Origin of the sequence: Caballeronia sp. AZ7_KS35 (assembly GCF_023631045.1) — a bacterium.
Classification (GTDB): domain Bacteria; phylum Pseudomonadota; class Gammaproteobacteria; order Burkholderiales; family Burkholderiaceae; genus Caballeronia; species Caballeronia zhejiangensis.
Map to the genome: position 1 here is coordinate 320,253 of NZ_JALQDV010000001.1, position 22,663 is coordinate 342,915.

Genomic DNA, 22,663 nt, shown 5'->3' on the forward strand with positions numbered 1-22,663 from the left:
TGGTGTTCTCTGTCTCCGCTTTTCTCGGCTGTTTTCCGCTCAGGCGCGATGTTGCGCGCGCTCGGCCGGTTCACTTGTTCGAGGCGATTGTATAGTAAAAAGTCTCGAACCTAGCGTCCGCGAAGATTGGAGAAAAACCAGTAGGCCGTTGTTATATATGCGATTCCTTGCGAGTTATTTGTTTAGTAAAAATACGGAAACATTACGCCGCGGCTTCGCGATCGTGAACCGAGCGCTTGTCGGGCGTCCATACGTCGAGGATCAGATCGTCGTCCCAATAGTGGCTTAGCAGCGGCAGACTCATGCGGCCGCGCAGCTTTGCGTGGACTTCGTCGCCGTTCTGAAGCCAGCCTTCGATCGGCCGACGCCAGTGACACGCGACGACCGCGCCGTCATGCGACAAGCTTTGGTGTATATGCTCGACGATGTGCCATAGCTGCGGCTCGTCGAGGTAATAGCCGATCTCGCTGATCACGACGAGATCGAACTTGCCGGTGGGCCAGCAGTCGGGCAGCAGCATCTGCCGGACATCGACGTTCCGATATTCCGCGACGCGTTGCCGCGTGAGCGCGACGGCGTCCTCGGCGATGTCGGTTGCGATCAGTTCGTCGCAGCGTGGCGCGAGCAGCGCCGTCAGTTCGCCGTTGCCGCAGCCTGGCTCGAATGCGCGCGCATAGCGTTCGTGCGGAAGCGAGGCGAGCAGGAGCGCGCGTTTGCGCCGTTCATACCATCGATGCCTGATTTTCCAGGGATCGTCGTTATCTCGATAAAGAGTATCGAAGTACTGCTTAGTATTGTTGTTGGTGTTGTTCATATGAGTACGACTTCGAAAGGCCGTGTAAGCCTTGCCAGCACATGCTCGGGCAGCACTGGCGCTTGTCCGGTGGTGGCGTCGGGGTCGAGCTGGCTCCGAAAAGCCTGCACGGCCCGGAGCTTCCGGGCATGCGTGGCGCCGTCGAGCACGATGCGGCGAGCACGGCTCCATGGCACGCGCGTATCGTCCGGCGACGCCCAGTGCCAGGTCCAGAGCGGCACCTCCACACAAGGCAGATCGAGCGCTTGTGCCGCGGACTGAACGGCGCGCCCGGCCGCCTCGTGGTCGGGGTGACCATCATAGCGCCATGTCGTGAAAACTATGTCGCCCGGTTGAAGGTACTCCGACAGGCATCCTGACAAACTCGATTCGATCTGGTCAGGATCGCCGTCCTGGAGCCCGAGCCGGACTACCTGGACCTGACGCAGATGCAGCCGTTGCAGCGCAGCCCTCGTTTCCTGCGGACGTACGCGTGCAAGACGTTCCGGCGGCCATTCGGATGACTTCGGGTGACTTGCCGTGCCGTCCGTTGCGGCGATGATGAGAATGTGCCGGCTGATCTCCGACAGTCGAGCGAGCAGGCCGCCGGTGCCGAGGATTTCATCGTCGGGGTGTGGCGCAACGACGACGGCCCGGCTGCCGAGCGGCACCAGTTCCGCCGGATCGACTTCGGGCAGCGCATTCAGACGCGCCCATCCCTGCCATGCGGCTTCGGGCGTGCCTTCGCCGCGTATGGCGCGGTCAGTGGCCGTTTCGTCGGTAGGCGCTTGCGTGGTCACACTTGCCATGAAATCCTTTCCTCCTCTATGACGTGCTCGGCGAGCGATGCTTCGTCACGCTCGGCGTGGCTTTGTCGAATGAAAACCGGCAGATCGGCCATCAACTGCGCGAAGTGCGCGTCGCGGCAGAGCGGGCCGGCGCCCAGCGCGCGGCCCGCGCGCTCCACGACCAGCGTTGCCACATGTTCGGCCGCGAGGCGCGCACGCATCGTCGGCACCATGGCGTCGGCCTGCGGCTCGCGGTCGATGAACGCCGCCGTCTCGCGCAGCAACGCGGCCGTCGCGGATAGCGCCGTATCGATCGCACCGAGATGCGCGAGCTTGTGCGGCCCCGCGCGATGCTTTGTATCGCGCGCGACGAACGCTGCAATGCCCGATGCCGCGCCGAACCAGCACGCGGCAATGCCCGCGCCGCCCTGCCAGAAACCAGGGCGCTCGAGATAACCACGCGGCGGACCGACCAACTGCGCGCGTACTCGCTCGAAGCGCACGTCGACGCTCGCGCTCGCCTCCATGCCGACCGCTTGCCAGCCGGAACCGGTGACTTTCACGCCGTTCTGCCGCAGATCGACGGCGGCGAGAACCGGTTCGTCGCGCTCGTTCCACGCGGTTACGAGCGCATGCGTGACCGATGCCGCTCCGGAGCACCATGCCTTCGTGCCGTCCAGCGCGACGATCTGTGAGCCGGCGTCACCCAGCGCCAACAAGCGCGCGCTCGGCGGTTCTGCTGCCCAGACGGCCCACGCGCTGCCGTCGTCGGGTGGCGGGCCGCCCAGTTCGGCGAGGATGGCGAGCGCGTCCGTGTGGCCTTCGTAGAGCTTGACCAAAGAGAGGTCGAAGGCTGCGACCGCGCCCAACGCGCGCCAGCGCTCAGCCGTGTTTCCCCGGCCCGGCAAGGGAAGGCGATCGAGACCCGGGCCGATCAGCGCATGAAGCGCGCGGCCTGTTTCTTCGGCGTTGCCGCGTTGAAACGGCAACTTGCCGAGAAAGTCGCGCAAGGCGGAGGCCGTCGCATGCTGTTCGACGCAGTTCATCGGTCCATCCGCTGTTTAAGTTTGATGCGTTGTGTCCACATGGCGCGCCGTGTCCGCTTTTGCCCGGTTTTGAACAAGAGTGTGGCAAGGGACATGCCCGAGCACCATTCAGCCGAAAGACTTAGGCCAAAGTGCCGGACGCGCGGCAACGCGTTCCGACGAATCGATGTGAAAAGTCAGGCTTTCTGGCTTATGCCGCTTGGCTGAATGGTCGCTTGAGCGTGGCCGGGTTCAAATGACGCAAAAGGCCGCACGCGGCGGCCTTCTGGAAGGGGATCGAATATGGCGAACCAGCGGGCGCCGTTCGCGGACGGGCGTGAATCAGCGGCGGGCGGGCGCTCCGACGGCCTTGTTCTCGCGCGCGGCTTCGGGCGCAGTTTTGCGTGCGCCCCAGCGCTGCGCGAGCACCGCGCACACCATCAATTGAATCTGGTGGAAAAGCATGAGCGGAAGCACGACCGCACCGACCGCGTGCGACGCGAAAATCACCTTCGCCATCGGAATGCCGGACGCGAGACTCTTCTTCGAACCGCAGAAGATGATCGTGATCTGGTCGGCGCGCGAGAAGCCGAGGCGCTTGGCCGTGAACGCCGTGATGAACAGCGCCGCCGCCAGCAACAGGATATTGACCGCGAGCAGCCCCGCGAGCGTCCCGAGCGAAATCGAATGCCAGATGCCTTCGTTCACGGCTTCGCTGAACGCGACGTACACGACGAGCAGAATCGAGCCCTGATCGACGAACTTGAGCATCGCGCGATGCCTGTCGATCCACTTGCCGATGGCCGGCCGCAGCAATTGCCCGGCAATGAACGGCACGAGCAGTTGCAGCGTGATGTTGCCGACGGTGTGCCACGGCGAGCCGGTCGTCGCGCCGTGATTGCTCACGACGATCCCGACGAGCGCCGGCGTGATGAAAATGCCGAGCAGGCTCGACGCGGACGCGCTGCACACGGCGGCCGGCACGTTGCCCTTTGCCATCGACGTGAACGCAATCGACGACTGCACCGTGGACGGAAGCGTGCACAGAAACAGGATGCCGGTGTAGAGCGCCGGCGTCACGAGCGGCGTCAGCACCGGTTTGAGCGCGAGCCCGAGCAGTGGAAAGAGCGCGAAGGTGCTGAGCAGCACGACGAGATGCAGCCGCCAGTGCGTCGCGCCGGCGATGATCGCCTCGCGGGAAAGCTTCGCGCCATGCAGGAAGAACAAGAGGCCGATGGCGATATCGGTGATCCAGTTGAATGCGACCGCCGCGCCGCCGCGGCAGGGCAGAAAGCTCGCGACGATGACGGTGCCGACGAGCGCCAGCGTGAAGTTGTCGGGAAGAAGTTTGGGCCGTGCCATCAAAGAGTCTCGTACTTGGACACGCCGGCCGCTGGGCGGGGCGTTTTTTGCGTCAAGTCAGGAAAAACCATGATTTTCGCTCGCACCCGATTAAATTGGCAAATTCATTTACTGGATCGATTGATGACACGTTCACATGAAACGACCTGTGCACGAGGAAGGCCGAATGAGCGCTACAGCAAAACTCGGGCCGCGCGCGAGCCAATCTCGCAGCTTTTAGATTCTTCTGCCCAGCACATTTGTTCTTCATATGTTTGGTCGTCCGAAATGCTCGGCGGCAGCGAAAAACTCTGACGTAACATGGTGTTACAACCATCGAGCGGGCCTAACACTTTTTGGCTCGACTGCTTTCGCGGCGCGAAATAAATTGTTGAATGCACCGGTTGGCGGGTTTATGCATCGCTCGATGCAAGGCCCCGAATGTTCCGACTGCCGCCGGTTGTCCGCCTGAAGCGAAAGTCTCCGCTTTCCATTCACGGACGGAAATATCGGTCGGACGCAGGCTGTTTCGACATGGCGCTCACAGGCATTCGCAACACTACCCGGCTTTTCGCATCCGCAGCGCTTGGCGCGCTCGCGGTGGCGGGTTCGCTCGCGCTTGCCGGGCCGCGCGTCGAGTGGCTGCCGTCGACAGTCCTCACCGATTCCGGCGCCAGCAGGCAATCGCTGCATTACACGCCGGTCGCCGCCAAAGACGGCTTGACGCCCGTTAGCGCCGAAGTGCGTCCGGGCCCGCGGGGCGATCAGACGGTGCCGCTGCGTGGCGCGGGCTCGATTCGCGCCGACATCACGCGCTACAACGAAGAGCGCAGCCTGCCGCGCCCCCCCGGCCGTCCGGCCGACGACGGTCGCGCGCCGACGAACGCGAACTACCGCAACTGAACGCTCCGCAGTCTTCCTAAGCTGACCTCCGTTTCGCCGCGTTCACCGCGCGGAGCGCAAAACTGTTTGCGCGTCTAGCTTCGCTGTCACGATGACGTAATCTCGCCACAGTTGCGCATCGAATTTCCCCCAGACGTTCCGCTCTTTTTTCCGCGCAAGGACAATGCGGCCTGCGCGGGAAAATGTCCGAAATTCTTAATTTCAAACGCCTTTCGACGCTTGGAGAGGCGCGCCGGTACTCGCTGCGCATCTCGCCGGTTGTCGATCCGGCCATCGCGAGCCTGAGGCAAAGCGTCCCTTCCTGCGCGCGGGCGGGGCGGGAAGTATTCGAACCGCTATACCCGCAATAACCAAAAACATTTTTGACCGGAAAAATGGTCCGTAAAGATGGTGCCGCTCCACACGCGATGCCTCTTCGCCCACTAAACCGTTATGCCGGTCAGACGAGGCGAGCGCAACGCAACTCGCCCGCAAAGATTTCAATTTTCGACAAAGAACAGGAGAGTTCATGAAGTCAACCGTCAACCGTGCAATGACTACGGTGAAAACAACGGTCAAGGCCACCGCGGTCGCCGCAGCGATGTTCGGCCTCTTCGCCGCGGGCACGGCGCACGCGCAATCGAGCGTTTCGCTGTATGGACAGGTCGACGAATGGGTCGGCGCGCAGAAATTTCCCGGCGGCGATCGTGCCTGGAACGTGAGCGGCGGCGGCATGTCGACGTCGTACTGGGGCTTGAAGGGCGCCGAGGATCTCGGCGGCGGCTACAAGGCCATCTTCACGTTGGAAAGCTTCTTCCGCGCGCAGAACGGTCAGTACGGACGCTTCCAGGGCGACACCTTCTTCGCGCGCAACTCATACGTCGGCATTCAAGGTCCGATCGGCACGTTCACCGCGGGCCGCCTGACGACGCAACTCTTCGTCTCGACGATCCTGTTCAACCCGTTCGTCGATTCGTACGTCTTCTCGCCGATGGTCTATCACGTGTTCCTCGGCGCGGGCACATTCCCGACGTACCGCACGGATCAGGGCGTGATCGGCGATTCGGGCTGGAACAACTCGGTCCAGTACACGTCGCCTGACTTCAACGGTCTGTCGGGCAGCGTGATGTACAGCTTCGGCAACACCGCCGGCGACGGCCGCTCGAAGAAGTACAGCGCGCAGTTCCTGTACTTCCACGGTCCGTTCGCGGCGACGGGCGTCTATCAGTACGTGAACTTCAACAACACCCCGGGCGATCTGACGTCGGTGGACGGCTTCGCTTCGCCGGGCTACAAGAGCCAGAGCGTCGGCCAGTTGGGCGCGTCGTACGACATGAAGTACGTCAAGTTCTTCGCGCAGTACATGTACACGAAGAACGACTACGAAGGCCCCGGCACGTTCCACGTCAACACCGGACAAGGCGGTGTGACGGTTCCGCTCGGCCCGGGCACGGTGATGGCGTCGTATGCGTACTCGCGCAGCAACGGCGGTCTCGATCAGACGCACAAGAGCTGGGCGCTCGGCTACGACTATCCGCTGTCGAAGCGCACCGACGTCTACGCCGCGTACCTGAACGACAAGTACACGGGCATGTCGACAGGCGATACCTTCGGCGTCGGTCTCCGCGCGAAGTTCTAAAGCGTTTCGCATCGAACGAAAACACCGCGCTCAAGGGCGCGGTGTTTTGCTTTCTACGGCACAAAAAATCAGCCGATCGCGAGGCGCGCCTTCGCGTCGTCGTATTCGCGCTTCAGACGCTCGACCAGTTCCGCGACGCTCGGCACGTCCTCCATCAGCCCGACGCCCTGGCCCGCGCCCCAGATTTCCTTCCACGCCTTCGCCTTGCTCGTGCCTTCGGCGAAGTTCATCGCGTTCTTGTCGGAGACGGGCAGCGCATCGGGATCGAGTCCCGCATTGACGATGCTCTCGCGGATGTAGTTGCCATGCACGCCCGTGAAGAGATTCGTGTAGATGATGTCGGCGGCGGTTGCATCGACGATCGCGCGCTTGTATTCCTCGAGCGCGTGCGCTTCCTTCGTCGCGATGAAGCGCGTGCCCATGTAGGCGAGGTCCGCGCCCATCGCTTGCGCCGCGAGGATCGAGCCGCCATTGGCGATCGCGCCCGACAGCACGATCGGGCCGTCGAACATGCGCCGCACTTCGCCGACGAGCGCGAACGGCGACGTCGTCCCCGCGTGACCGCCCGCGCCCGCCGCGACGAGAATGAGGCCGTCGACGCCCGCTTCGAGCGCTTTCTGCGCGTGCCGCAAGTTGATGACGTCGTGCAGCACGATGCCGCCGTACGAATGCACGGCGTCGATCATCTCCTTGACCGGCGCGCGCAGGCTCGTGATGAAGATCGGCACCTCATGCTCGACGCACACGCGCACGTCCTGTTCGAGCCGCGCATTCGACTGATGAACGATCTGATTGACCGCGATCGGCCCGATCACGGCATCGGGATTCGCGGCCTTGTGCGCGGCGAGCTCGCTCTGAATCTGCGTGAGCCATTCGTCGAGCAGTTCGGCGGGACGCGCGTTCAACGCCGGAAAAGAGCCGACGATGCCCGCCTTGCATTGCGCAAGCACGAGCTCGGGATAACTGACGATGAACATCGGCGAGCCGACGACGGGCAAGCTGAGGTGCTGCAAGATGGCGGGCAGAGCCATGGCACGAATCTCCTGAGTGTGTCCGAGCAGCGTTAAACCATTCTAGAGAACTGGCGCGCGATCCGGCACGCACGATCATTTTCCGGAAGGCACGCGTGACCAGCGAACGATCGTTCGATTATATGCACGACATCGCCGCCGAAACATCCGCCATTTCCCGAGGAAGTATTCGGTTTCGGCGTTTCCACGCCCGCCACGGCTTCGGCGACTGCGCGAGCGCGCCTACAATGATCCGCAACGCCACGAACAAGAAAACACAATGTCGTTCAAAGACTACGAGCCGTTTCGCGTCGATAGGGGCGGCGTCGAGATCGCCGGGATGAAAGGCGGCGACGGGCCGCCGCTCTTGCTCCTGCACGGACATCCGCAAACGCACGAGATCTGGCACAAGTGCGCCGGCGAGCTTGCGAAGCACTTCACGGTGATCGCCACCGATCTGCGCGGCTACGGCGCGTCGGGAAAGCCGGAAAGCGACACGCATCACACGCCTTATTCGAAACGTGCGATGGCCGGCGATCAGGTCGCGGTCATGCGTCACTTCGGCTTCGAACAGTTTCTCGTCTGCGCGCACGATCGCGGCGCGCGGGTCGCGCATCGCATGGCGATGGATTTCCCCGACGCCGTCGATCGTCTGATGCTGCTCGACATCGCGCCGACGCTCGCGATGTACGACGCTACCGACCGCGAATTCGCGACTGCAAACTTCCACTGGTTCATGCTGATCCAGCCGTCGCCGCTGCCGGAATTGCTGATCGGCGGCAACCCGGACGCATATATCGATCGGCTATTGGGCAGTGGCCAAGCGGGATTTGCGCCCTTCGCGCCGCATGCGTTGCAGGCGTATCGCGACGCGTTTGCCGCGCCGGGTGCGATCTTCGCGACGTGCGAGGACTATCGCGCGTCGGCGGGCATCGACCTCGAACACGAACGCGCCGATCTCGAACGCGGCATGAAGATCGCCTGTCCGCTGCGCGTGCTGTGGGGCGAGCAAGGCGTCATCGGACGGCGCTTCGACGCGCTCGACGAATGGCGGCGCGTCGCACGCGACGTGAGCGGCCGCGCGCTGCCGTGCGGGCACTACATTCCCGAGGAACAGCCCGACATGCTGCTCGCGGAAATGCTCGCGTTCTTCGAGGCAGATGCGCCCTGAAACCCGCGCCGGCATTGGGCTTTACGTGAATTCAGGTGTCGTTACAATTTTGTAGGGAAAGCACCGATGCACGTGAAATAGTGTCGCGATACGATACTTGGGACGTTGATCACGTCCATATGATTCTGCCGCTTGCCGTAGCTGACAAGCGGCTTTCTTTTTGTGCACTCGGGCGGTTCAGGCCACCGACACGGTTTCGCCGCTCACGTTCACCGAGCCGCCGCGCGCCAGTTCCCCGACGATTTTCTCGACGAGCGTATGACATTCGCCCGATGGCGCGAGCGCATCGGCGGCGGCGCGCATCGCGCGGGCGTCTTGCGTCATCGTGACGAGCGCATCGAGCGTCATCGCGCGCACTTCCATCAACTTGAAGACGATCAGCACCTTGAGCGCGTTCTTCGCGTTGCGCGCGGGATCGGCCTGCAAGTAATCGAGTCGCGACGAAGCGACCTCGAGCGCGCGCGCAACGTCCGTGAACGGCGCGCCGTGGCCGGGAATCACGATATCGACGTCGAGCGTCGATATGAGTTCGAGCACCGCGCGTTCTTCCGCGAAACCGCTGTCGCCTTCGAGTTCGGGAAAGATCACGCCGAAGCCGTTTTCCCACAACGCGTCCGCGCTGATGAGCACGCGCGTCTCGGGGCAATGGAGCATCAGCGAATGCGGATCGTGGCCCGGCGCGCCGAGCACGTTCCAGTCGAAGCCGCCGAGCGCGAGCGTCCCGCCGTGCGCGATCGTGCCCGTGAAATCGAAGCGATCGCAGCGCTGGCCGGTCGCGCGAAACGTGAGCGCGTCTTCGTCCCATGCGCGCACGGCGTGCGCTTCGCTTGCGGGAATCAGCGTGTCGCAGGCGTACGTGCGCTGGAGCAGCGCGTTGCCGCCGCAATGATCCGAATGCAGATGCGTGTTGACGATCAGATCGAGCTTGCGCGCGCCGAGCTTTTGTTTGACCAGCGCGAGCGTTTGCGGCGCGTGGGATACGTAGCCCGTATCGACGATCGCGGTGCCTTCGGCGCTTCTGAACAGCACGTTGTTCGACGAGAGCCAGCCGCGCTCGAAGACCGTCATCGACTCCGGCAGCGTTCTCACGCGCGTGTCTCCAGCGGCATCACGACGATGGTCGCCGTCGCCTTCATCACCGTTTCGCCGAGCTGATTGCGCGCGTCGCCCTCCAGCTTCACGAGATCCCCGTTCAGACTCGCTTTCCACTTCGCTTCGGTCACGCGCCAGGACATCGTGAGCACGTCGTTCGCTTTCACCGCGCGCGTCAGCCTGATGCCGAAATCGAGTCCGAGCGGCTGCGCGTATTGCGAGAAGTGCGTGGCGAGCATCGCCATCAGATGCGCGGTCGGCTGCGTGCCCGATGCGATCAGCGCACCGAAACGGCTTGCGCGCGCGTAGGCGTCGTCGTGATGCAGCGGGTTGAGATCGTTGACGAGCGTCGCGAAGTGCTTGATCGAATCGGGCGGCAGCGCGAGCGTCGCGTCGAACGATTCGCCGAGCGTCACCACGCGCGCGCCCTGACGGCGGCTCTCGACGCGCGCGAGCACCGCGCGTTTCGCGTCATCGTCATGGGACGACCACGCGGCGATTTCGTCGATGTTGCGAAAGCAGCCGTCGCAGAAACCGGTCTCCGGATTCATGCGGCATACATCGACGCACGGCGACGCAACGTCCGTCACGTTCGTCACGATTCCGCCGTCTCGCGCAACGCAACGTCCGCGACCGGCGCGCCCGTCAGCTCGATCAATTCCTGCGGCGACAGATTGAACACCGCGTGCGGATGCCCGGCCGCCGCCCACAGGCTGTCGAGCGCGAGCAGGTCTTCGTCGATGAGCGTGACCGGCGTGACCGCATGTCCGATCGGGCACACGCCGCCGATCGCGTAGCCGGTCTTCTCGCGCACGAACTTCGCGTCCGCGCGCGCCAGAGCGCCGACGCGCGCCGCGACCTTCGCTTCATCGACGCGATTCGCGCCGCTCGCGATAACGAGCACGGGCGCGTCGTCTTCCTTGCGGCGAAACAGAATCGACTTGGCGATCTGCGCGACCTCGCAGCCGAGGCCGGCCGCCGCTTCCGCCGATGTCTTGCCGGTTTCGGGCAGCATCACGACGTCATGCGGATGGCCGCGTTCCTTCAACAAAAGCGCGACGCGGCGCGCGGAATCGGGCAATTGATCGATCATCTTTGTCCTTTGTTGTTCAGACGCAGGCGGCGGCGCCGTCGCGTTTCTTCGTGAAGATCGCCTTTCCTGCACGCGACGAACTCGGCTTGCCGATCGCGCGCGAAATGAAATCGCCGATATCGACGAGCTGATCCAGATCGACGCCGGTCTCGATGCCGAGCCCGTTCATCAGATACACGACGTCTTCGGTCGCGACATTCCCGGTCGCGCCCTTCGCATATGGACAGCCGCCGAGCCCCGCCACCGACGCGTGGAAGATCTCGATGCCTTCGAGCAGCGCCGCATAAATGTTGCCGATGGCTTGCCCGTACGTGTCGTGGAAATGTCCGGAAAGGCGCTCGCGCGGAAACGCTTTCTGCGCTGCCGCGAGCACTTCGCGCGTGCGTTTGGGCGTGCCGACGCCGATGGTATCGGCGATATCGATCTCGTCGCAGCCGAGCGCTTTCATGCGTTCGACGACATCCACGACCGATTCGATGCTCACTTCGCCCTGATACGGACAGCCGAGCGCGCACGAGATGGATCCGCGCAGCCGCATGCCGGCGTCCTTCGCGGCTTTCGCGACCGGCTCGAAGCGCGCGATGCTCTCCGCGATGCTGCAATTGATGTTCTTCTGCGAGAACGCCTCGCTCGCCGCGCCGAAGATCACGATTTCATCGGCTTTGGCTTCGAGCGCGCCTTCGAAGCCGCGCATGTTCGGCGTGAGCACGGAGTAGATCGTGCCCGGACGGCGCTCGATGCCGGCCATGAGTGCGGCGGCGTCGGACATTTGCGGCACCCATTTCGGCGACACGAACGATGTCGATTCCACGTTCACGATGCCCGCCCGCGCGAGCCGGTTCACGAGCTCGATCTTGGTTTCGGTGGGCACGAATTCCTTTTCGTTCTGCAGGCCGTCGCGCGGCCCGACTTCGACGATTTTCACTTTTGACGGAATCATGTCTCTGTCTCCTTTCGATGTGGTCTCAGTACCCGCGCTTGAAATCGACGATGCCGCTGATCGGCTCGCCGCGCGCGAGCGCTTTGATCTTGCCGGCGATCTGCACGATGCTTTCCTCGCGCAGCGTTTCCGCCGAAATATGCGGCGTCACCGACACGCGCGGATGCGTCCAGAACGGATGTTCCTGCGGCAGCGGCTCGGTGTGGAAGACATCGAGCGTCGCGGCGGCGATCTGGCCGCTGTCGAGCGCGGCGATGAGATCGGCATCGACGAGATGCGGGCCGCGCGCCACGTTCACCAGATACGCGCCGCGCGCGAGCTTGCCGAACGTGCGCGCGTTCAGAATGCCTTCGGTGTCCGGCGTGTGCGGCAACAGATTGATGAGCACTTTTACGCCGTCGAGAAACGCGTCGAATTCGTCCGCGCCCGCGTGAACGTGGACGCCTTCGATCGTCTTCGGCGTGCGGCTGTGTCCGCGCACGGGCACGCCGAGTTTCAGCAAACCCTTCGCGACTTCCGCGCCGAGCACGCCGAGCCCGAGCACGCCAACAGTGAACGATTCGCGCGCGTGCTGCGGCAGTTTTTCCCAGCGGCCTTCGCGTTGCAGCGCGTCGTATTCGTCGAAGCGGCGCAGGTAGCGCAGCACGCAGTACGTCGCGTATTCGACCATCTGCTGCGCCATGCCGGTGTCTTCGAGACGCACGAGCTTCGCGTTCGGCGGCAGCGTGCCGGGTTCGCGGCGCTCGACATCGAGAATCGCATCGACGCCCGCGCCGAGATTGAACACGGCCTGAAGATCGGGACGATTCGCAAAGAGCTCGCGCGGCGCGCGCCACACGATCGCGTAGTCGGCGCTCGCGGTGTCGCCCGGCTCCCATACGCGCAGGTCCGCATCGGGCAACTCGCGTTTCAGGCCGCCGAGCCACGCGTCGATATCGGCGCCCTTCTCGTAGAAGATGATTTTCATGGCCGCGTCCGTTTTCCGTTTAGTTCGCGTGCTTGTGTCCGCAACCGCGTTCGGCTTCCTGCGCGCCGGCGTTCTGCGCGGCTTCCGCGCGCATGCCGAGGCGCTCGATCAGCTTGCGGTCGGCTTCGGCTTGCGGGTTGCTCGTCGTCAGAAGCTGATCGCCGTAGAAGATCGAGTTTGCGCCCGCCGCGAAGCAGAGCGCCTGCAACGCTTCATCCATCTGCTCGCGTCCGGCGGACAGACGCACCATCGCCTTCGGCATCGTGATGCGCGCGACCGCGATCGTCCTCACGAACTCGAACGGATCGAGCGCGTCGACGCCGGTGAGCGGCGTGCCCGCGACCTGCACGAGATTGTTGATCGGCACCGATTCCGGATACGGCTCCATGTTCGCGAGCTGCGAGATCAGTCCCGCGCGTTCGCGTCGCGATTCGCCCATGCCGACGATCCCGCCACAGCACACGTTGATGCCCGCGTCGCGAACGTGTTCGAGCGTATCGAGGCGATCCTGATACGTGCGCGTCGAAATGATCTGGCCGTAGAACTCCGGCGACGTGTCGAGATTGTGGTTGTAGTAATCGAGGCCGGCGTCGCGCAAGCCTTGCGCCTGATGCGCTTCGAGCATGCCGAGCGTCACGCAGGTTTCGAGGCCCATCGCCTTCACGCCGCGAATCATGTCCTTGATCGGCTCGAGATGGCGATCCTTCGGATTGCGCCACGCCGCGCCCATGCAAAAGCGCGTCGCACCGTTCGACTTCGCGACTTCGGCTGCCTTCAGGACTTCATCGACGTCCATCAGTTTTTCGGCCTTGAGGCCGGTGTCGTGATGCACCGACTGCGGACAGTACGCGCAATCTTCCTCGCAGCCGCCCGTCTTGATCGACAGCAGCGTGGACAACTGCACCGCGTTCGGATCGAAGTGTTCGCGATGCACGGTCTGCGCGCGGAAGAGCAGATCGTTGAACGGCAGTTCGTACAGCGCGACGACATCGGCGACGCGCCAGCGCTGCATCGGTTGCGGCGTGGTTTTCGAGGTGGTCTCAGTGGCGATTTGCTGTGTCATGAATTCAATCCTTTTGATGAAGCGAGTCAGTCAGAGCGCCGATATCGAGCGAATCGGCGGCGCGCGTTGCATCGGGTGCCGCGAGATGCGGAATCACGCCGATGAGCGGCGCCTTGATGCGTTGTTTCAGTGTTGCGATGTTTTCGTCGGGATACAGCATATTCGGATCGACGCGATTCGCCACCCAGCCGGCGAGCTTCAGGTCGCGCGACGCGATGGCTTCGACCGTCAGCAACGCATGGCTGATGCAGCCGAGCCGCATGCCGACGACGAGCACGACCGGCAGATTCAGCGCGACGGCGAGATCGGCGGTGTCGTGCGTGTCGGTGAGCGGCACGCGAAAACCACCGACGCCTTCCACCACGACGATATCCGCTTTCGTCATCGCGAACTGATGCGCTCGCACAATGCGCCCGATGTCGAGCGCCACGCCTTCGCGTGCCCCAGCGATATGCGGCGCGATCGGCTCGCGCATCATGAACGGCGTGCGGATGTCGTTCGGCAGCGCGACGTTCGCGGCGGCGTCGAGCTGATCGGCGTCTTCGTTGTGCAGCACGCCGTCGCGCTCGACCGCGCCCGACGCGATCGGCTTCATCGCGGCGGCGGAAAGGCCCGCGCGCGCGAAGCCGTGCAGCAGCGCGCAAGAGACGAGCGTCTTGCCGATTTCCGTATCGGTTCCGGCGACGAACAGGGATAAAGCGGTCATAGCGTATTCAAAGCGTTTAACGCGTGATCGAGCCGCGCGAGATCGTCCTCGCTGTGCGCGGCGGAAAGGGAAATGCGCAGGCGCGACGTGCCCGCCGGAACCGTCGGCGGACGAATCGCCGGAACCCAGAGGCCTTGCTTGTCGAGCGCGGCGGCGATTTCCAGCGTTTCGTCGTTGCCGCCGATCACGAGCGGCTGAACGGCGGTATGCGAATCGACCGGCATCCAGCGCGTGCGTTTCAGCATCGCGCGCGTAATTTCGATGAGCAACGCGAGGTGCGCGCGGCGCGCGTCGCCTTCATCGCCCGCGATGATTTCGATGCTCTTCGACACCGCATGCGCGACCGCCGGCGCGGACGCCGTCGTGAAGATATACGGACGCGCGCGCTGAATGAGCCATTCGATGACGGTTTCATCCGCCGCGACGAACGCGCCCGACACGCCCGCCGCCTTGCCGAGCGTGCCGACATAGACGAGATGCGACGAGCGCAGTGCGTAATGCGCCAGCGCGCCGCGTCCTTGCGGGCCGAGCACGCCGAAGCCGTGCGCGTCGTCGACGACGAGCCACGCGCCGTACTTCTCCGCAAGCTCGACGAGACGCGCGAGCGGCGCGATATCGCCGTCCATGCTGAACACCGTGTCGGTGACGATGAGCTTCGTCGCTGTTTCGTCGCGGGAGGCGTCGAGCATCGCGTCGAGCGCGTCGATGTCGGCGTGCGGATAAATCTGCGTTTGCGCGCGCGACAGGCGCACGCCGTCGATCAGCGATGCGTGATTGAGCGCGTCCGAAAACACGAGCGTGCCGCGTCCGGCGAGCGCCGTGACGACCGCGAGGTTCGCCATGTAGCCGGTGCTGAAGTAAAGCGCGCGCGGGTTATCGACGAAACCGCCCGAGAACGCGGCGAGATCGTCTTCGAGTTGCGCGTGCGCGCGTGAATGGCCGCCCAGCAGATGCGAGCCGCCGCTGCCCGCGCCGAAAAGCGACGCGCCTTCGGCGAGCGCCGCGCGAATCGCATCGTGCGCGGCGAGGCCGAGATAATCGTTGCTCGCGAAGCCGACGATCGCGCGGCCATCGACGGTCATGTGCGCGGAACAGGCGCCGTCGATCGTCTTGCGGCGACGCCGCAGGCCGCGCGCATCGATATCGTTCAAGCCCTGTTCGAGCGTTTCGTACAGCGCTCTCGCTGTCGTGCTCATGCTGCGACCCCCGCGAGCGTGGCGTCGAGCGTTTCGCGCGTGCGTTGCGCGAGGAGCAGCAGTTCGTCGTCGGAGAGGATGTACGGCGGCATCATGTAGACCGTCGTGCCGATGGGGCGCATCAGCAGTTCGCGCTGCAACGCGTTTGCGAAGAAGCGGCGCGAGAACGTCTTGTCGTCGATATCGACATCGAACGCGAAGATCGTGCCGCAATTGCGCAGATTCTTCACGCGTTCGTGCTCGCCGACGCGCGCGCGCAACGCCGCGCCCAGCAACGCCGATTTGCGTTTGTTTTCCGCGAGCACCTTCGCGCTGTCGAAGAGATCGAGCGTCGCCAGCGCGGCGCGGCACGCGAGCGGATTGCCCGTGTACGAATGCGAATGCAGAAAGCCGCGCGTGACGTCGTCGTCGTAGAACGCGGCGTAGATGTCGTCACGCGTGAGCACGATCGAAAGCGGCAAGTATCCGCCGCTGATGCCCTTCGACAAGCAGATGAAATCAGGCCAGATGCCCGCCTGCTCGCACGCGAAAAAAGTGCCGGTGCGCCCGCAGCCGACCGCGATTTCATCGGCGATCAGATGCACGCCGAATTCGTCGCACAGCGCGCGCAAACGCGTGAGATACGACGCGTCGTACATCGACATGCCGGCCGCGCACTGCACGAGCGGCTCGACGATCACGGCCGCAAGCTGCGACGCGCGCTGCCCGAAGAGCGCGCGCATCGCGGCGATGGCTTCGTCGACGCCGACCGCCGCCGGCGACGCGACCACATGCGCGTGACGGATCAGCGGATCGTAAGCGTCCTTGAAAATGGCGACGTCCGTCACGCCGAGCGCGCCGATCGTTTCGCCGTGATAGCTGTTCGCGAGACACGCGAATTCGCGCTTCTCGCTTGCGCCGCGATTGCGCCAGAAGTGAAAGCTCATCTTCAGCGCGATCTCGACCGCCGACGCGCCATCGGACGCGAAAAACGCATGGCCGAGCGTGCGATCGGTGAGCGCGCAAAGACGCTCGGCCAGTTCGACGGCCGGCGCGTGCGTGCAGCCCGCGAGCATCGCGTGTTCGAGCGTGTCGAGTTGATCCTTGAGCGCGCGGTTGATGTCGTCGTTCGCGTGGCCGAAGAGATTGACCCACCACGAACTGATCGCATCGAGATAGCGGTGGCCTTCGTGGTCGTAGAGCCACGCGCCCTTGCCGCGCGCGATCGGCACGAGCTGCACGCGCTCGTGATGTTTCATCTGGGTGCACGGATGCCACACGGCCGCAAGCGAGCGGGCAACCCAGTCCTGATTGGCTTCTCTGTTCAAAAACGGCTCCCAGGCCCGCGCGCGCGATGCGGGCCGGATACATCGGGCAAGCGCCAGGCGCCTGCGTTACGGGGAAACTGCGTGAAAACTGCGCGAGTCAATTATCCCTAAAACATGGCCGACCTTCCGTATTCGGAAGGTTTTTTGGACATGCGTGCGCGCGCAATGGAAATGCGAAAACGCGCTATCGCGTGCAACGTCGGCCAAATGGGTCGCTTAACGTGCGATCGACGCAAAAACGCCGGCGCGAAGGCCGGCGTTCCCGACAGGCGGAAAAGGTGTTCTAGCGTGACGCCGTCTGCGTCTCGGCGGCCTGATCGTTCCAGACGACGCGATTATTCACCGCGTACAGTCGGCACGGATCGGCGCTCTGCTTCTGGCAGCTCGCGATGGCGACGGCCATCGGATCGTCGCCGCCTTCGGCCCACGACCACGCGCCCGAATCGGACACGGCGAACGCGCGGCTCGAATACTGCGAAAGGAAGTTGCGATAACCGGCGCGGCCGTTTTCATCGACGAACGGCACGGCCTGCACGGAATCGAGGTCCGCGAAGTGCGTCGCGTTCGGCATGCGCGGCTCGGCCACCTGATATTGCACGGCGGTCGGCATGCCGATCTGCGCGAGGAAGGCCTTCACGCGCGGCCACCAGATCTGCACGCCGTCGCGGTCGCCGACGAGCCGATGCGCGTCGTTCTTGTAGCTGCCGAAATCGACCATGTTGGCGCGCGCGCCGTGCGCGGTGAACGCGGTGTACATCTGCGCGGACAAGTCGCCGTCCCAGACCGAATCGTTGTCGCCGTAGAGCCACAGCGACGGCAGGCGCACGTTCTGCCCGTAATCGCCGAACGCGTTGACGAGATTCTTCCGCCAGTCGCCGCATTCGTCCTGACGCAGCCCGCCCGAGAAATTGATGAGACCGCGCACGCCGGGCGCCGCGACGGCATCGCGCGCGCCGTAGGCGATGGTCGTCAAACCGCCGTGCGACGTGCCCGCGACGACGATATGCGTCTTGTCGACATACGCTTGCTGGCTCATATAGGCGATGGTCGCGGCGACGTCCTGCGCTTGCGCGAACCCGTTCGCCTCGACGTCGCAGCCGTGGCCGGTGTAATCGCCGCCCGAGCCCGCGAAGCCGCGCCGGTTCGGCACGACGACGACATACCCGTGGCGCACGAATTCACGCGCGAGCGCGACCGGGCGATTGCGCGGTTGCGCGTGCGAATCGCCGGGGAGCTTGCCGTGATTGAAGACGATCATCGGGAACGGGCCGGCGCCGTCCGGCTTGAACACGGTGGTTTCGAGCGAGATGTCGGCTTCGGGAATCTCGATGACGCTTTCGTTCAGTCCGATCGCGACGACGGGCAGGCCGGCATCGAGCGAATCGGGAATCTGCGAGAGTGTCTGGCCGAATGCGGGCGCCTGCAGACCTTCGGATTGACGCACGCCGCCGACCGGTTCGGCACGCACGGCGGACGTGACGAGCGATGCCGCGAGCGCGCACACCATGCTGCATCCGACCAACCAGGTTCTGATCGCCATCCGTGAACTCCGACTGCGCTTCCAAAGGACGTTGATACGGCGAGCCCCGAACGTCTTTTTGAAGTCACAAACCTATCGCGCTGCTCGATGAGAGCAGTATCGGCTGCGGGTTCCGGGAGTCATGCCCTGAAAAGGCATGACAATTGGCTTCAAAACGGGGCTTCGCTGCGAGTGTCCGGGCACGGGAATGACAGCGCCCTGACGTGAACACAGATTAACCGTTCAAAATTGCACTGCACAATAAGAGAAACCCCGTAACTGTTTAATCTGTAAGGAAATTCTTAGGAAATTAATACCGCGTGCCACAGCATATTTCTTAAAGGAATATTTAGTTTTCTTTAATCTGACCATCGACATAGATCCAGTTTCCGGCGCTGTCTCGCGTGAAGCGGCTGGCTTCGTGCAAACGATGCGCGCGCCCGCCGACCTTGTAGCGCGCGACGAACTCGACTTCCTCGTGATTCGCGTCGGTCGGCGTGTGGCGTTTGATCTGCAAGCCGAGCCAGCGCGTGCCGGCGTCGGAGGCGTCGAGATCGGGCGGGCAGGTCGCTTCGGCCCAGGTCGCGCGCAGATACGCGGTGTCGCCGAGCACGTAGGCGGTGTAGCGCGAGCGCATCAGTTCCATTGCGTTCGCGGGCTTTTCGCCGCCTTCGATGAATCGTCCGCAACACGCGTCGTAACGCGGCGCGCGCGCGTCAGGCCGCTGGCCGGGCGCGGCGCCGCCGCACGGACATTCCACGAGTTTCATTGATCGACACCCGGCATGACGACATGACGCGGCTGGCTGCGCACGCGTTCGAGCCACGCGCGGATCGCCGGATAGCGCGACAGATCGAGATTCGCCTGATCCGCGACATGCGTGTACGCATACAGCGCGATATCGGCGACGGTGTAGCGCTCGCCGACTAAGAACGTGCGCGTCGACAAATGCCGTTCCATCACGTCGAGCGCGCGATACGAACCGGCGATCTTCTCCGGCAGACGCGCGTCGCCGGGATTCTTCTGAAACTGCAGGATGAAGCGCGCCACCGCGACATACGGCTCGTGGCTGTACTGCTCGAAGAACATCCACTGCAGCACTTGCGCGCGTTCGAGCCGGTCGTCGGGCATGAGCGGCGTGCCGTCGGCGAGATAGCAGAGAATCGCGTCGGATTCGGAGAGCGTCGTGTTCTCGTCGATGACGAGCACCGGCACCTTGCCGTTCGGATTCAGCTTTTTGAATTCGTCGGTGCGCGTTGCGCCGTTCATCATGTCGACTTCGTGCCAGACATAAGGCTGGCCGAGCTGTTCGAGGACGAGGCGAACCTTGTGACAGTTGCCCGATGCCGAAACGCCGTGTACCTGATAGGTCACATTCACTCCTTGTTCACCATTCGATCTTCGTGCCGTCGTACTGCACGAAAGTCCCGTTGAATTCCTCGCGCAGCGCGCCCGCTTCGGCGATCACCGCGCGCATGCCGGCGACGCTGCGCGCGACGTCGATCGCCGCCGATGGCCCGCCCATTTCCGTGCGAACCCAGCCCGGATGCAGCGCGATGCACGCCGAATGCCGCGATTCCAGCGACGCCACCTTCAGCGCAGAATTGAGCGCCGCCTTGCTCGCGCGATACAGCCAGCCGGTCGTGCCGCTCGTCTCGGCGATGCTGCCCATCTTGCTCGACACGACCGCGAGCACGCCGTTCGCGGCGTCGGTCAGCGGCAGGAGCACGGGAATCAGTTGCATCGGACCACGCACGTTGGTGTGCATGACCTGATCGAAGTCCTCCGCGCCGATCGTCTCGACGCCTTCGGTGCGCGGTCCATACACGCCCGACACGACGATCGCGACATTCAGCTTTTCCTCGTCCAGTTGCCAGGCGAGCGCGGCGATCTGCTCGGGCTGCGTGACGTCGAGCGGGAAGGTTTGCGCACCCATCGCGTCGAGCGCCGAGAGCGAGGTTTTATCGCGGGCCGTGGCGAGCACGCGCCAGCCGTCGCGACAATATTCGCGTGCGAATTCGTGGCCGAGGCCGCGCGACGCGCCGACGATCAGAACCGTTTTCATGAGCGACATGTTCCTTGTGTGAACAGACTTCGTGAATATAACGCGCGACCCGCTGTCGCGGATCGCCGTTCGGCCTTTCGGCTATCGTTGTGCGCTTTCAAACAGCAGGACCGGAAAGATGATGCAAACCGATGTCGTGATCGTCGGCGCGGGGCCGGCGGGCTTGTGTCTCGCGAACGCGCTGAGCGGCGCGGGTTTGTCGATCGTGTTCGTCGAGCAGCAAAGCCACGACGCGCTGCGCGAGCCCGCCTTCGACGGCCGCGAGATCGCGTTGACGCAGAAATCCGTCGCGTTTCTCAAGACGCTGGGCGTGTGGGAGCGCATCGACGCGCACGCGAAATCGCAGTTGGCCGATGCGCGCGTTTTCAACGGATCGTCGCCGTTCGCGATGAAAATCGGTCATGCGCTTTCCGGTCACGACGAGCTCGGTTGGCTCGTGTCGAATCATCTGATCCGGCGCGCCGCGTTCGAAGCAGTGAGCGCGGACGTCCGCATCATGACGTCCGAACGCGTGACCGACCTCGATACCGACGCATGTGGCGCGCGCGTGCGGCTCGAAAGCGGCGAGACGATCGCGGCGCGGCTCGTCGTCGCGGCGGACAGCCGGTTCTCCGCGACGCGCCGCATGATGGGCATCGCCGCCGACATGCACGATTTCGGCAAGTCGATGTTGGTCTGCTGCATGACGCACGACGTGCCCCACGATCACGCGGCGTGGGAATGGTTCGGCCACCGGCAGACGCTCGCGCTCTTGCCGATGAATCCCGATCCGGAGACGGGCGCGCATCGGTCGTCGGTCGTGGTGACGCTCGAGGCGCGCGACATCGAGCGCCTGAGCAAGCTCGACGAGGATGCGTTCAACCGCGAGATCGAACGCCGCTTCGAGCGCAGACTCGGGACGATGGCGCTGCGCACGACGCGGCATGTTTATCCGCTGGTGTCGGTTTATCCGAAGCGCTTCGTGGCGAAGCGTTTTGCGACGGTCGGCGATGCGGCGGTCGGCATGCATCCGGTCACGGCGCACGGGTTCAACTTCGGGCTGGCCGGCATCGAGACGCTCACGCGCGCGATTCGCGACGCGCAGGCGGCGGGGCTCGACATCGCCGGCGATGGGCTGCTCGCGCGATATGAAGCGAAGCATCGGCAGGAAACGCGTCCGCTTTATCTGATCACGCGATTCATCACGGAGGTTTATACGCGCGACTCGCTGCCGGCGCGGATCGCGCGCGATGCGATGCTGCGGATCGGAGAGAAGCTGACGCCGTTCAAGCGGGCCGTGGCGATGTCGCTGGCGGGGTGAGTGAGATTTCGCTTATTTCGTTTGGATGACTAGTCGTGCTTATTGAATTCGATAGAGTGACGACTGTCGCAACATCGATAAGGAGCCGAGCATGTTCAAGATCATCAAGGCCGAGTTACCTTGGAATATAACCGCCGAGGAGATTCGCGAATACGCGGAACAGGCTGCCATCCGTCGCAAGCTCGAGATCGAAAGCCGCAAAGGGACGGCCGAGGAATACATCGACAGTCCCGAGTACAACAGCCGTTTCATCGATCATCTGCTGAACTTTCCGAAACTCGACGTGGAGGACGACTTCTTCGATCGTCATCCGAAACGAGGAGCCTCCGATGTATCTGGCTGATACGAACGTGATCAGTGAAACGAGACTCGAAGAACGCGCCAATGAAGGCGTTCGCGTGTTCTTCCGGCAAGCCAAGCTCGATAAGAGATGCGTTCATCTCTCCGTCATGACTGTCGCGGAACTTGGACAGGGCGTCGAGCGGGTGCGCCGAAGAGGTGATAAACGGCAGGCCGAAAAGCTCCAATCGTGGGTGAACAACGTCCTGCGAGAATACGACACGAGAATCCTGCCGGCGGGCAAGGAGATCGGCAGGCTATGGGGAAACCTGCGCGCGCCGCACCCTGAACCCGCTTTGGACAAGCTCATAGGTGCAACGGCCATTTTCCACGGATTGACGGTGGTCACGCGCAACGTCAGAGACTTCGAGCGAATGGGCGTCGAGATGCTGAATCCCTTCGAATAGGAATGAATGCGGCCCGGCTC

24 protein-coding genes are annotated in these 22,663 nt (G+C 63.6%); 6 read left to right on the forward strand and 18 right to left on the reverse strand.

Annotation, left to right across the window (positions count from 1 at the left end; genetic code table 11):
* Positions 1 to 202 precede the first annotated feature (202 nt).
* The 4 genes from NCT05_RS01520 to NCT05_RS01535 form a co-directional block, all read right to left on the reverse strand.
* A complete protein-coding gene (locus NCT05_RS01520; protein ID WP_034470354.1) occupies positions 203 to 814 on the reverse strand; it encodes a class I SAM-dependent methyltransferase in 612 nt (203 codons plus the stop codon).
* Positions 811 to 1,602 carry a PIG-L deacetylase family protein gene (locus NCT05_RS01525; protein WP_034470357.1) on the reverse strand — a complete coding sequence of 264 codons (792 nt, stop codon included), beginning with the start codon at positions 1,600 to 1,602 and terminating at the stop codon, positions 811 to 813. Before NCT05_RS01525 ends, NCT05_RS01520 begins: the two co-directional genes overlap by 4 nt.
* Positions 1,590 to 2,627 (reverse strand): acyl-CoA dehydrogenase family protein, encoded by a 1,038-nt coding sequence (locus NCT05_RS01530; protein ID WP_250501642.1) that lies wholly within the window; start codon positions 2,625 to 2,627, stop codon positions 1,590 to 1,592. Before NCT05_RS01530 ends, NCT05_RS01525 begins: the two co-directional genes overlap by 13 nt.
* A gap of 321 nt (positions 2,628 to 2,948) precedes the next feature.
* Positions 2,949 to 3,968, reverse strand: a complete 1,020-nt coding sequence (locus NCT05_RS01535) for a bile acid:sodium symporter family protein (RefSeq protein ID WP_033536558.1) — start codon at positions 3,966 to 3,968, stop codon at positions 2,949 to 2,951.
* A 513-nt stretch (positions 3,969 to 4,481) separates the two neighbouring features.
* Here NCT05_RS01535 and NCT05_RS01540 point away from each other — a divergent pair.
* Positions 4,482 to 4,850 carry a hypothetical protein gene (locus tag NCT05_RS01540; RefSeq protein WP_034470363.1) on the forward strand — a complete coding sequence of 123 codons (369 nt, stop codon included), beginning with the start codon at positions 4,482 to 4,484 and terminating at the stop codon, positions 4,848 to 4,850.
* A 508-nt stretch (positions 4,851 to 5,358) separates the two neighbouring features.
* The gene (locus tag NCT05_RS01545; protein WP_008351956.1) at positions 5,359 to 6,468 is read left to right on the forward strand and encodes a porin; all 1,110 of its coding nucleotides are present in this window, start codon (positions 5,359 to 5,361) and stop codon (positions 6,466 to 6,468) included.
* A 68-nt stretch (positions 6,469 to 6,536) separates the two neighbouring features.
* On the opposite strand, the gene NCT05_RS01550 is transcribed toward NCT05_RS01545, so the two are convergent.
* On the reverse strand, positions 6,537 to 7,499 hold the full coding sequence (locus NCT05_RS01550) for an NAD(P)H-dependent flavin oxidoreductase (protein ID WP_008351955.1): 963 nt from the start codon (positions 7,497 to 7,499) through the stop codon (positions 6,537 to 6,539).
* Positions 7,500 to 7,758: 259 nt separating this feature from the next.
* Here NCT05_RS01550 and NCT05_RS01555 point away from each other — a divergent pair, with 259 nt between their 5' ends.
* Complete coding sequence (locus tag NCT05_RS01555; protein ID WP_250501643.1) at positions 7,759 to 8,649, forward strand: alpha/beta fold hydrolase; 891 nt, start codon at positions 7,759 to 7,761, stop codon at positions 8,647 to 8,649.
* Positions 8,650 to 8,826: 177 nt separating this feature from the next.
* Here NCT05_RS01555 and NCT05_RS01560 read toward each other — a convergent pair whose 3' ends face one another.
* From NCT05_RS01560 to NCT05_RS01620, 13 genes are all read right to left on the reverse strand, one after another.
* The gene (locus NCT05_RS01560; RefSeq protein ID WP_250501644.1) at positions 8,827 to 9,738 is read right to left on the reverse strand and encodes an MBL fold metallo-hydrolase; all 912 of its coding nucleotides are present in this window, start codon (positions 9,736 to 9,738) and stop codon (positions 8,827 to 8,829) included.
* A complete protein-coding gene (locus tag NCT05_RS01565) occupies positions 9,735 to 10,292 on the reverse strand; it encodes a DUF1289 domain-containing protein (RefSeq protein ID WP_250501864.1) in 558 nt (185 codons plus the stop codon). The genes NCT05_RS01560 and NCT05_RS01565 overlap by 4 nt, the downstream gene beginning before the upstream one ends.
* A 44-nt stretch (positions 10,293 to 10,336) precedes the next feature.
* Positions 10,337 to 10,834 carry a YbaK/EbsC family protein gene (locus NCT05_RS01570; protein WP_008351951.1) on the reverse strand — a complete coding sequence of 166 codons (498 nt, stop codon included), beginning with the start codon at positions 10,832 to 10,834 and terminating at the stop codon, positions 10,337 to 10,339.
* Between the two features lie 16 nt (positions 10,835 to 10,850).
* A complete protein-coding gene (locus NCT05_RS01575; protein WP_008351950.1) occupies positions 10,851 to 11,774 on the reverse strand; it encodes a hydroxymethylglutaryl-CoA lyase in 924 nt (307 codons plus the stop codon).
* Positions 11,775 to 11,799: 25 nt separating this feature from the next.
* Positions 11,800 to 12,741, reverse strand: coding sequence for a 2-hydroxyacid dehydrogenase (locus tag NCT05_RS01580; protein WP_250501645.1), 942 nt, complete (start codon positions 12,739 to 12,741; stop codon positions 11,800 to 11,802).
* A 19-nt stretch (positions 12,742 to 12,760) separates the two neighbouring features.
* A complete protein-coding gene (bioB, locus tag NCT05_RS01585) occupies positions 12,761 to 13,804 on the reverse strand; it encodes a biotin synthase BioB (protein WP_008351947.1) in 1,044 nt (347 codons plus the stop codon).
* A 4-nt stretch (positions 13,805 to 13,808) separates the two neighbouring features.
* Complete coding sequence (gene bioD, locus NCT05_RS01590; RefSeq protein WP_250501646.1) at positions 13,809 to 14,510, reverse strand: dethiobiotin synthase; 702 nt, start codon at positions 14,508 to 14,510, stop codon at positions 13,809 to 13,811.
* Positions 14,507 to 15,706: an 8-amino-7-oxononanoate synthase gene (bioF, locus tag NCT05_RS01595; RefSeq protein WP_250501647.1), complete on the reverse strand. Its 1,200-nt coding sequence runs from the start codon at positions 15,704 to 15,706 to the stop codon at positions 14,507 to 14,509. Before bioF ends, bioD begins: the two co-directional genes overlap by 4 nt.
* The gene (locus NCT05_RS01600; protein ID WP_250501648.1) at positions 15,703 to 17,013 is read right to left on the reverse strand and encodes an adenosylmethionine--8-amino-7-oxononanoate transaminase; all 1,311 of its coding nucleotides are present in this window, start codon (positions 17,011 to 17,013) and stop codon (positions 15,703 to 15,705) included. Before NCT05_RS01600 ends, bioF begins: the two co-directional genes overlap by 4 nt.
* Before the next feature lie 283 nt (positions 17,014 to 17,296).
* Positions 17,297 to 18,553 carry a dienelactone hydrolase family protein gene (locus NCT05_RS01605; protein ID WP_034470383.1) on the reverse strand — a complete coding sequence of 419 codons (1,257 nt, stop codon included), beginning with the start codon at positions 18,551 to 18,553 and terminating at the stop codon, positions 17,297 to 17,299.
* 328 nt (positions 18,554 to 18,881) lie between these two features.
* Positions 18,882 to 19,301, reverse strand: coding sequence for a YchJ family protein (locus NCT05_RS01610; protein ID WP_250438846.1), 420 nt, complete (start codon positions 19,299 to 19,301; stop codon positions 18,882 to 18,884).
* Entirely contained in the window at positions 19,298 to 19,906 is a 609-nt protein-coding gene (locus NCT05_RS36940) for a glutathione S-transferase family protein (protein ID WP_008351936.1), read from the reverse strand. Before NCT05_RS36940 ends, NCT05_RS01610 begins: the two co-directional genes overlap by 4 nt.
* A 13-nt stretch (positions 19,907 to 19,919) precedes the next feature.
* Positions 19,920 to 20,597, reverse strand: a complete 678-nt coding sequence (locus NCT05_RS01620; RefSeq protein ID WP_008351935.1) for an SDR family oxidoreductase — start codon at positions 20,595 to 20,597, stop codon at positions 19,920 to 19,922.
* Positions 20,598 to 20,715: 118 nt separating this feature from the next.
* Between NCT05_RS01620 and ubiM the strand changes: the two genes are divergently transcribed.
* The 3 genes from ubiM (at position 20,716) to NCT05_RS01635 (ending at position 22,643) form a co-directional block, all read left to right on the forward strand.
* On the forward strand, positions 20,716 to 21,897 hold the full coding sequence (ubiM, locus tag NCT05_RS01625) for a 5-demethoxyubiquinol-8 5-hydroxylase UbiM (RefSeq protein WP_008351932.1): 1,182 nt from the start codon (positions 20,716 to 20,718) through the stop codon (positions 21,895 to 21,897).
* Between the two features lie 91 nt (positions 21,898 to 21,988).
* Positions 21,989 to 22,240, forward strand: a complete 252-nt coding sequence (locus tag NCT05_RS01630; RefSeq protein ID WP_250438849.1) for a hypothetical protein — start codon at positions 21,989 to 21,991, stop codon at positions 22,238 to 22,240.
* A complete protein-coding gene (locus NCT05_RS01635) occupies positions 22,227 to 22,643 on the forward strand; it encodes a type II toxin-antitoxin system VapC family toxin (protein ID WP_250501649.1) in 417 nt (138 codons plus the stop codon). Before NCT05_RS01630 ends, NCT05_RS01635 begins: the two co-directional genes overlap by 14 nt.
* The last annotated feature ends 20 nt before the right edge of the window (positions 22,644 to 22,663 follow it).

Bases quoted from the DNA above. Each gene is read 5' to 3' on its own strand.
- NCT05_RS01630 (WP_250438849.1), top strand. From the start codon at position 21,989: ATGTTCAAGATCATCAAGGCCGAGTTACCTTGGAATATAACCGCCGAG.
- NCT05_RS01570 (WP_008351951.1), bottom strand. From the start codon at position 10,834: ATGATCGATCAATTGCCCGATTCCGCGCGCCGCGTCGCGCTTTTGTTG.
- NCT05_RS01610 (WP_250438846.1), bottom strand. From the start codon at position 19,301: ATGAAACTCGTGGAATGTCCGTGCGGCGGCGCCGCGCCCGGCCAGCGG.
- NCT05_RS01620 (WP_008351935.1), bottom strand. From the start codon at position 20,597: ATGAAAACGGTTCTGATCGTCGGCGCGTCGCGCGGCCTCGGCCACGAA.
- bioD (WP_250501646.1), bottom strand. From the start codon at position 14,510: ATGACCGCTTTATCCCTGTTCGTCGCCGGAACCGATACGGAAATCGGC.
- NCT05_RS01540 (WP_034470363.1), top strand. From the start codon at position 4,482: ATGGCGCTCACAGGCATTCGCAACACTACCCGGCTTTTCGCATCCGCA.
- NCT05_RS01545 (WP_008351956.1), top strand. From the start codon at position 5,359: ATGAAGTCAACCGTCAACCGTGCAATGACTACGGTGAAAACAACGGTC.
- NCT05_RS01535 (WP_033536558.1), bottom strand. From the start codon at position 3,968: ATGGCACGGCCCAAACTTCTTCCCGACAACTTCACGCTGGCGCTCGTC.
- ubiM (WP_008351932.1), top strand. From the start codon at position 20,716: ATGATGCAAACCGATGTCGTGATCGTCGGCGCGGGGCCGGCGGGCTTG.
- NCT05_RS01555 (WP_250501643.1), top strand. From the start codon at position 7,759: ATGTCGTTCAAAGACTACGAGCCGTTTCGCGTCGATAGGGGCGGCGTC.
- NCT05_RS01525 (WP_034470357.1), bottom strand. From the start codon at position 1,602: ATGGCAAGTGTGACCACGCAAGCGCCTACCGACGAAACGGCCACTGAC.
- NCT05_RS01580 (WP_250501645.1), bottom strand. From the start codon at position 12,741: ATGAAAATCATCTTCTACGAGAAGGGCGCCGATATCGACGCGTGGCTC.
- bioF (WP_250501647.1), bottom strand. From the start codon at position 15,706: ATGAGCACGACAGCGAGAGCGCTGTACGAAACGCTCGAACAGGGCTTG.
- NCT05_RS01530 (WP_250501642.1), bottom strand. From the start codon at position 2,627: ATGAACTGCGTCGAACAGCATGCGACGGCCTCCGCCTTGCGCGACTTT.
- NCT05_RS01635 (WP_250501649.1), top strand. From the start codon at position 22,227: ATGTATCTGGCTGATACGAACGTGATCAGTGAAACGAGACTCGAAGAA.
- NCT05_RS01550 (WP_008351955.1), bottom strand. From the start codon at position 7,499: ATGGCTCTGCCCGCCATCTTGCAGCACCTCAGCTTGCCCGTCGTCGGC.
- NCT05_RS01520 (WP_034470354.1), bottom strand. From the start codon at position 814: ATGAACAACACCAACAACAATACTAAGCAGTACTTCGATACTCTTTAT.
- NCT05_RS01575 (WP_008351950.1), bottom strand. From the start codon at position 11,774: ATGATTCCGTCAAAAGTGAAAATCGTCGAAGTCGGGCCGCGCGACGGC.
- NCT05_RS01605 (WP_034470383.1), bottom strand. From the start codon at position 18,553: ATGGCGATCAGAACCTGGTTGGTCGGATGCAGCATGGTGTGCGCGCTC.
- bioB (WP_008351947.1), bottom strand. From the start codon at position 13,804: ATGACACAGCAAATCGCCACTGAGACCACCTCGAAAACCACGCCGCAA.
- NCT05_RS01565 (WP_250501864.1), bottom strand. From the start codon at position 10,292: ATGAATCCGGAGACCGGTTTCTGCGACGGCTGCTTTCGCAACATCGAC.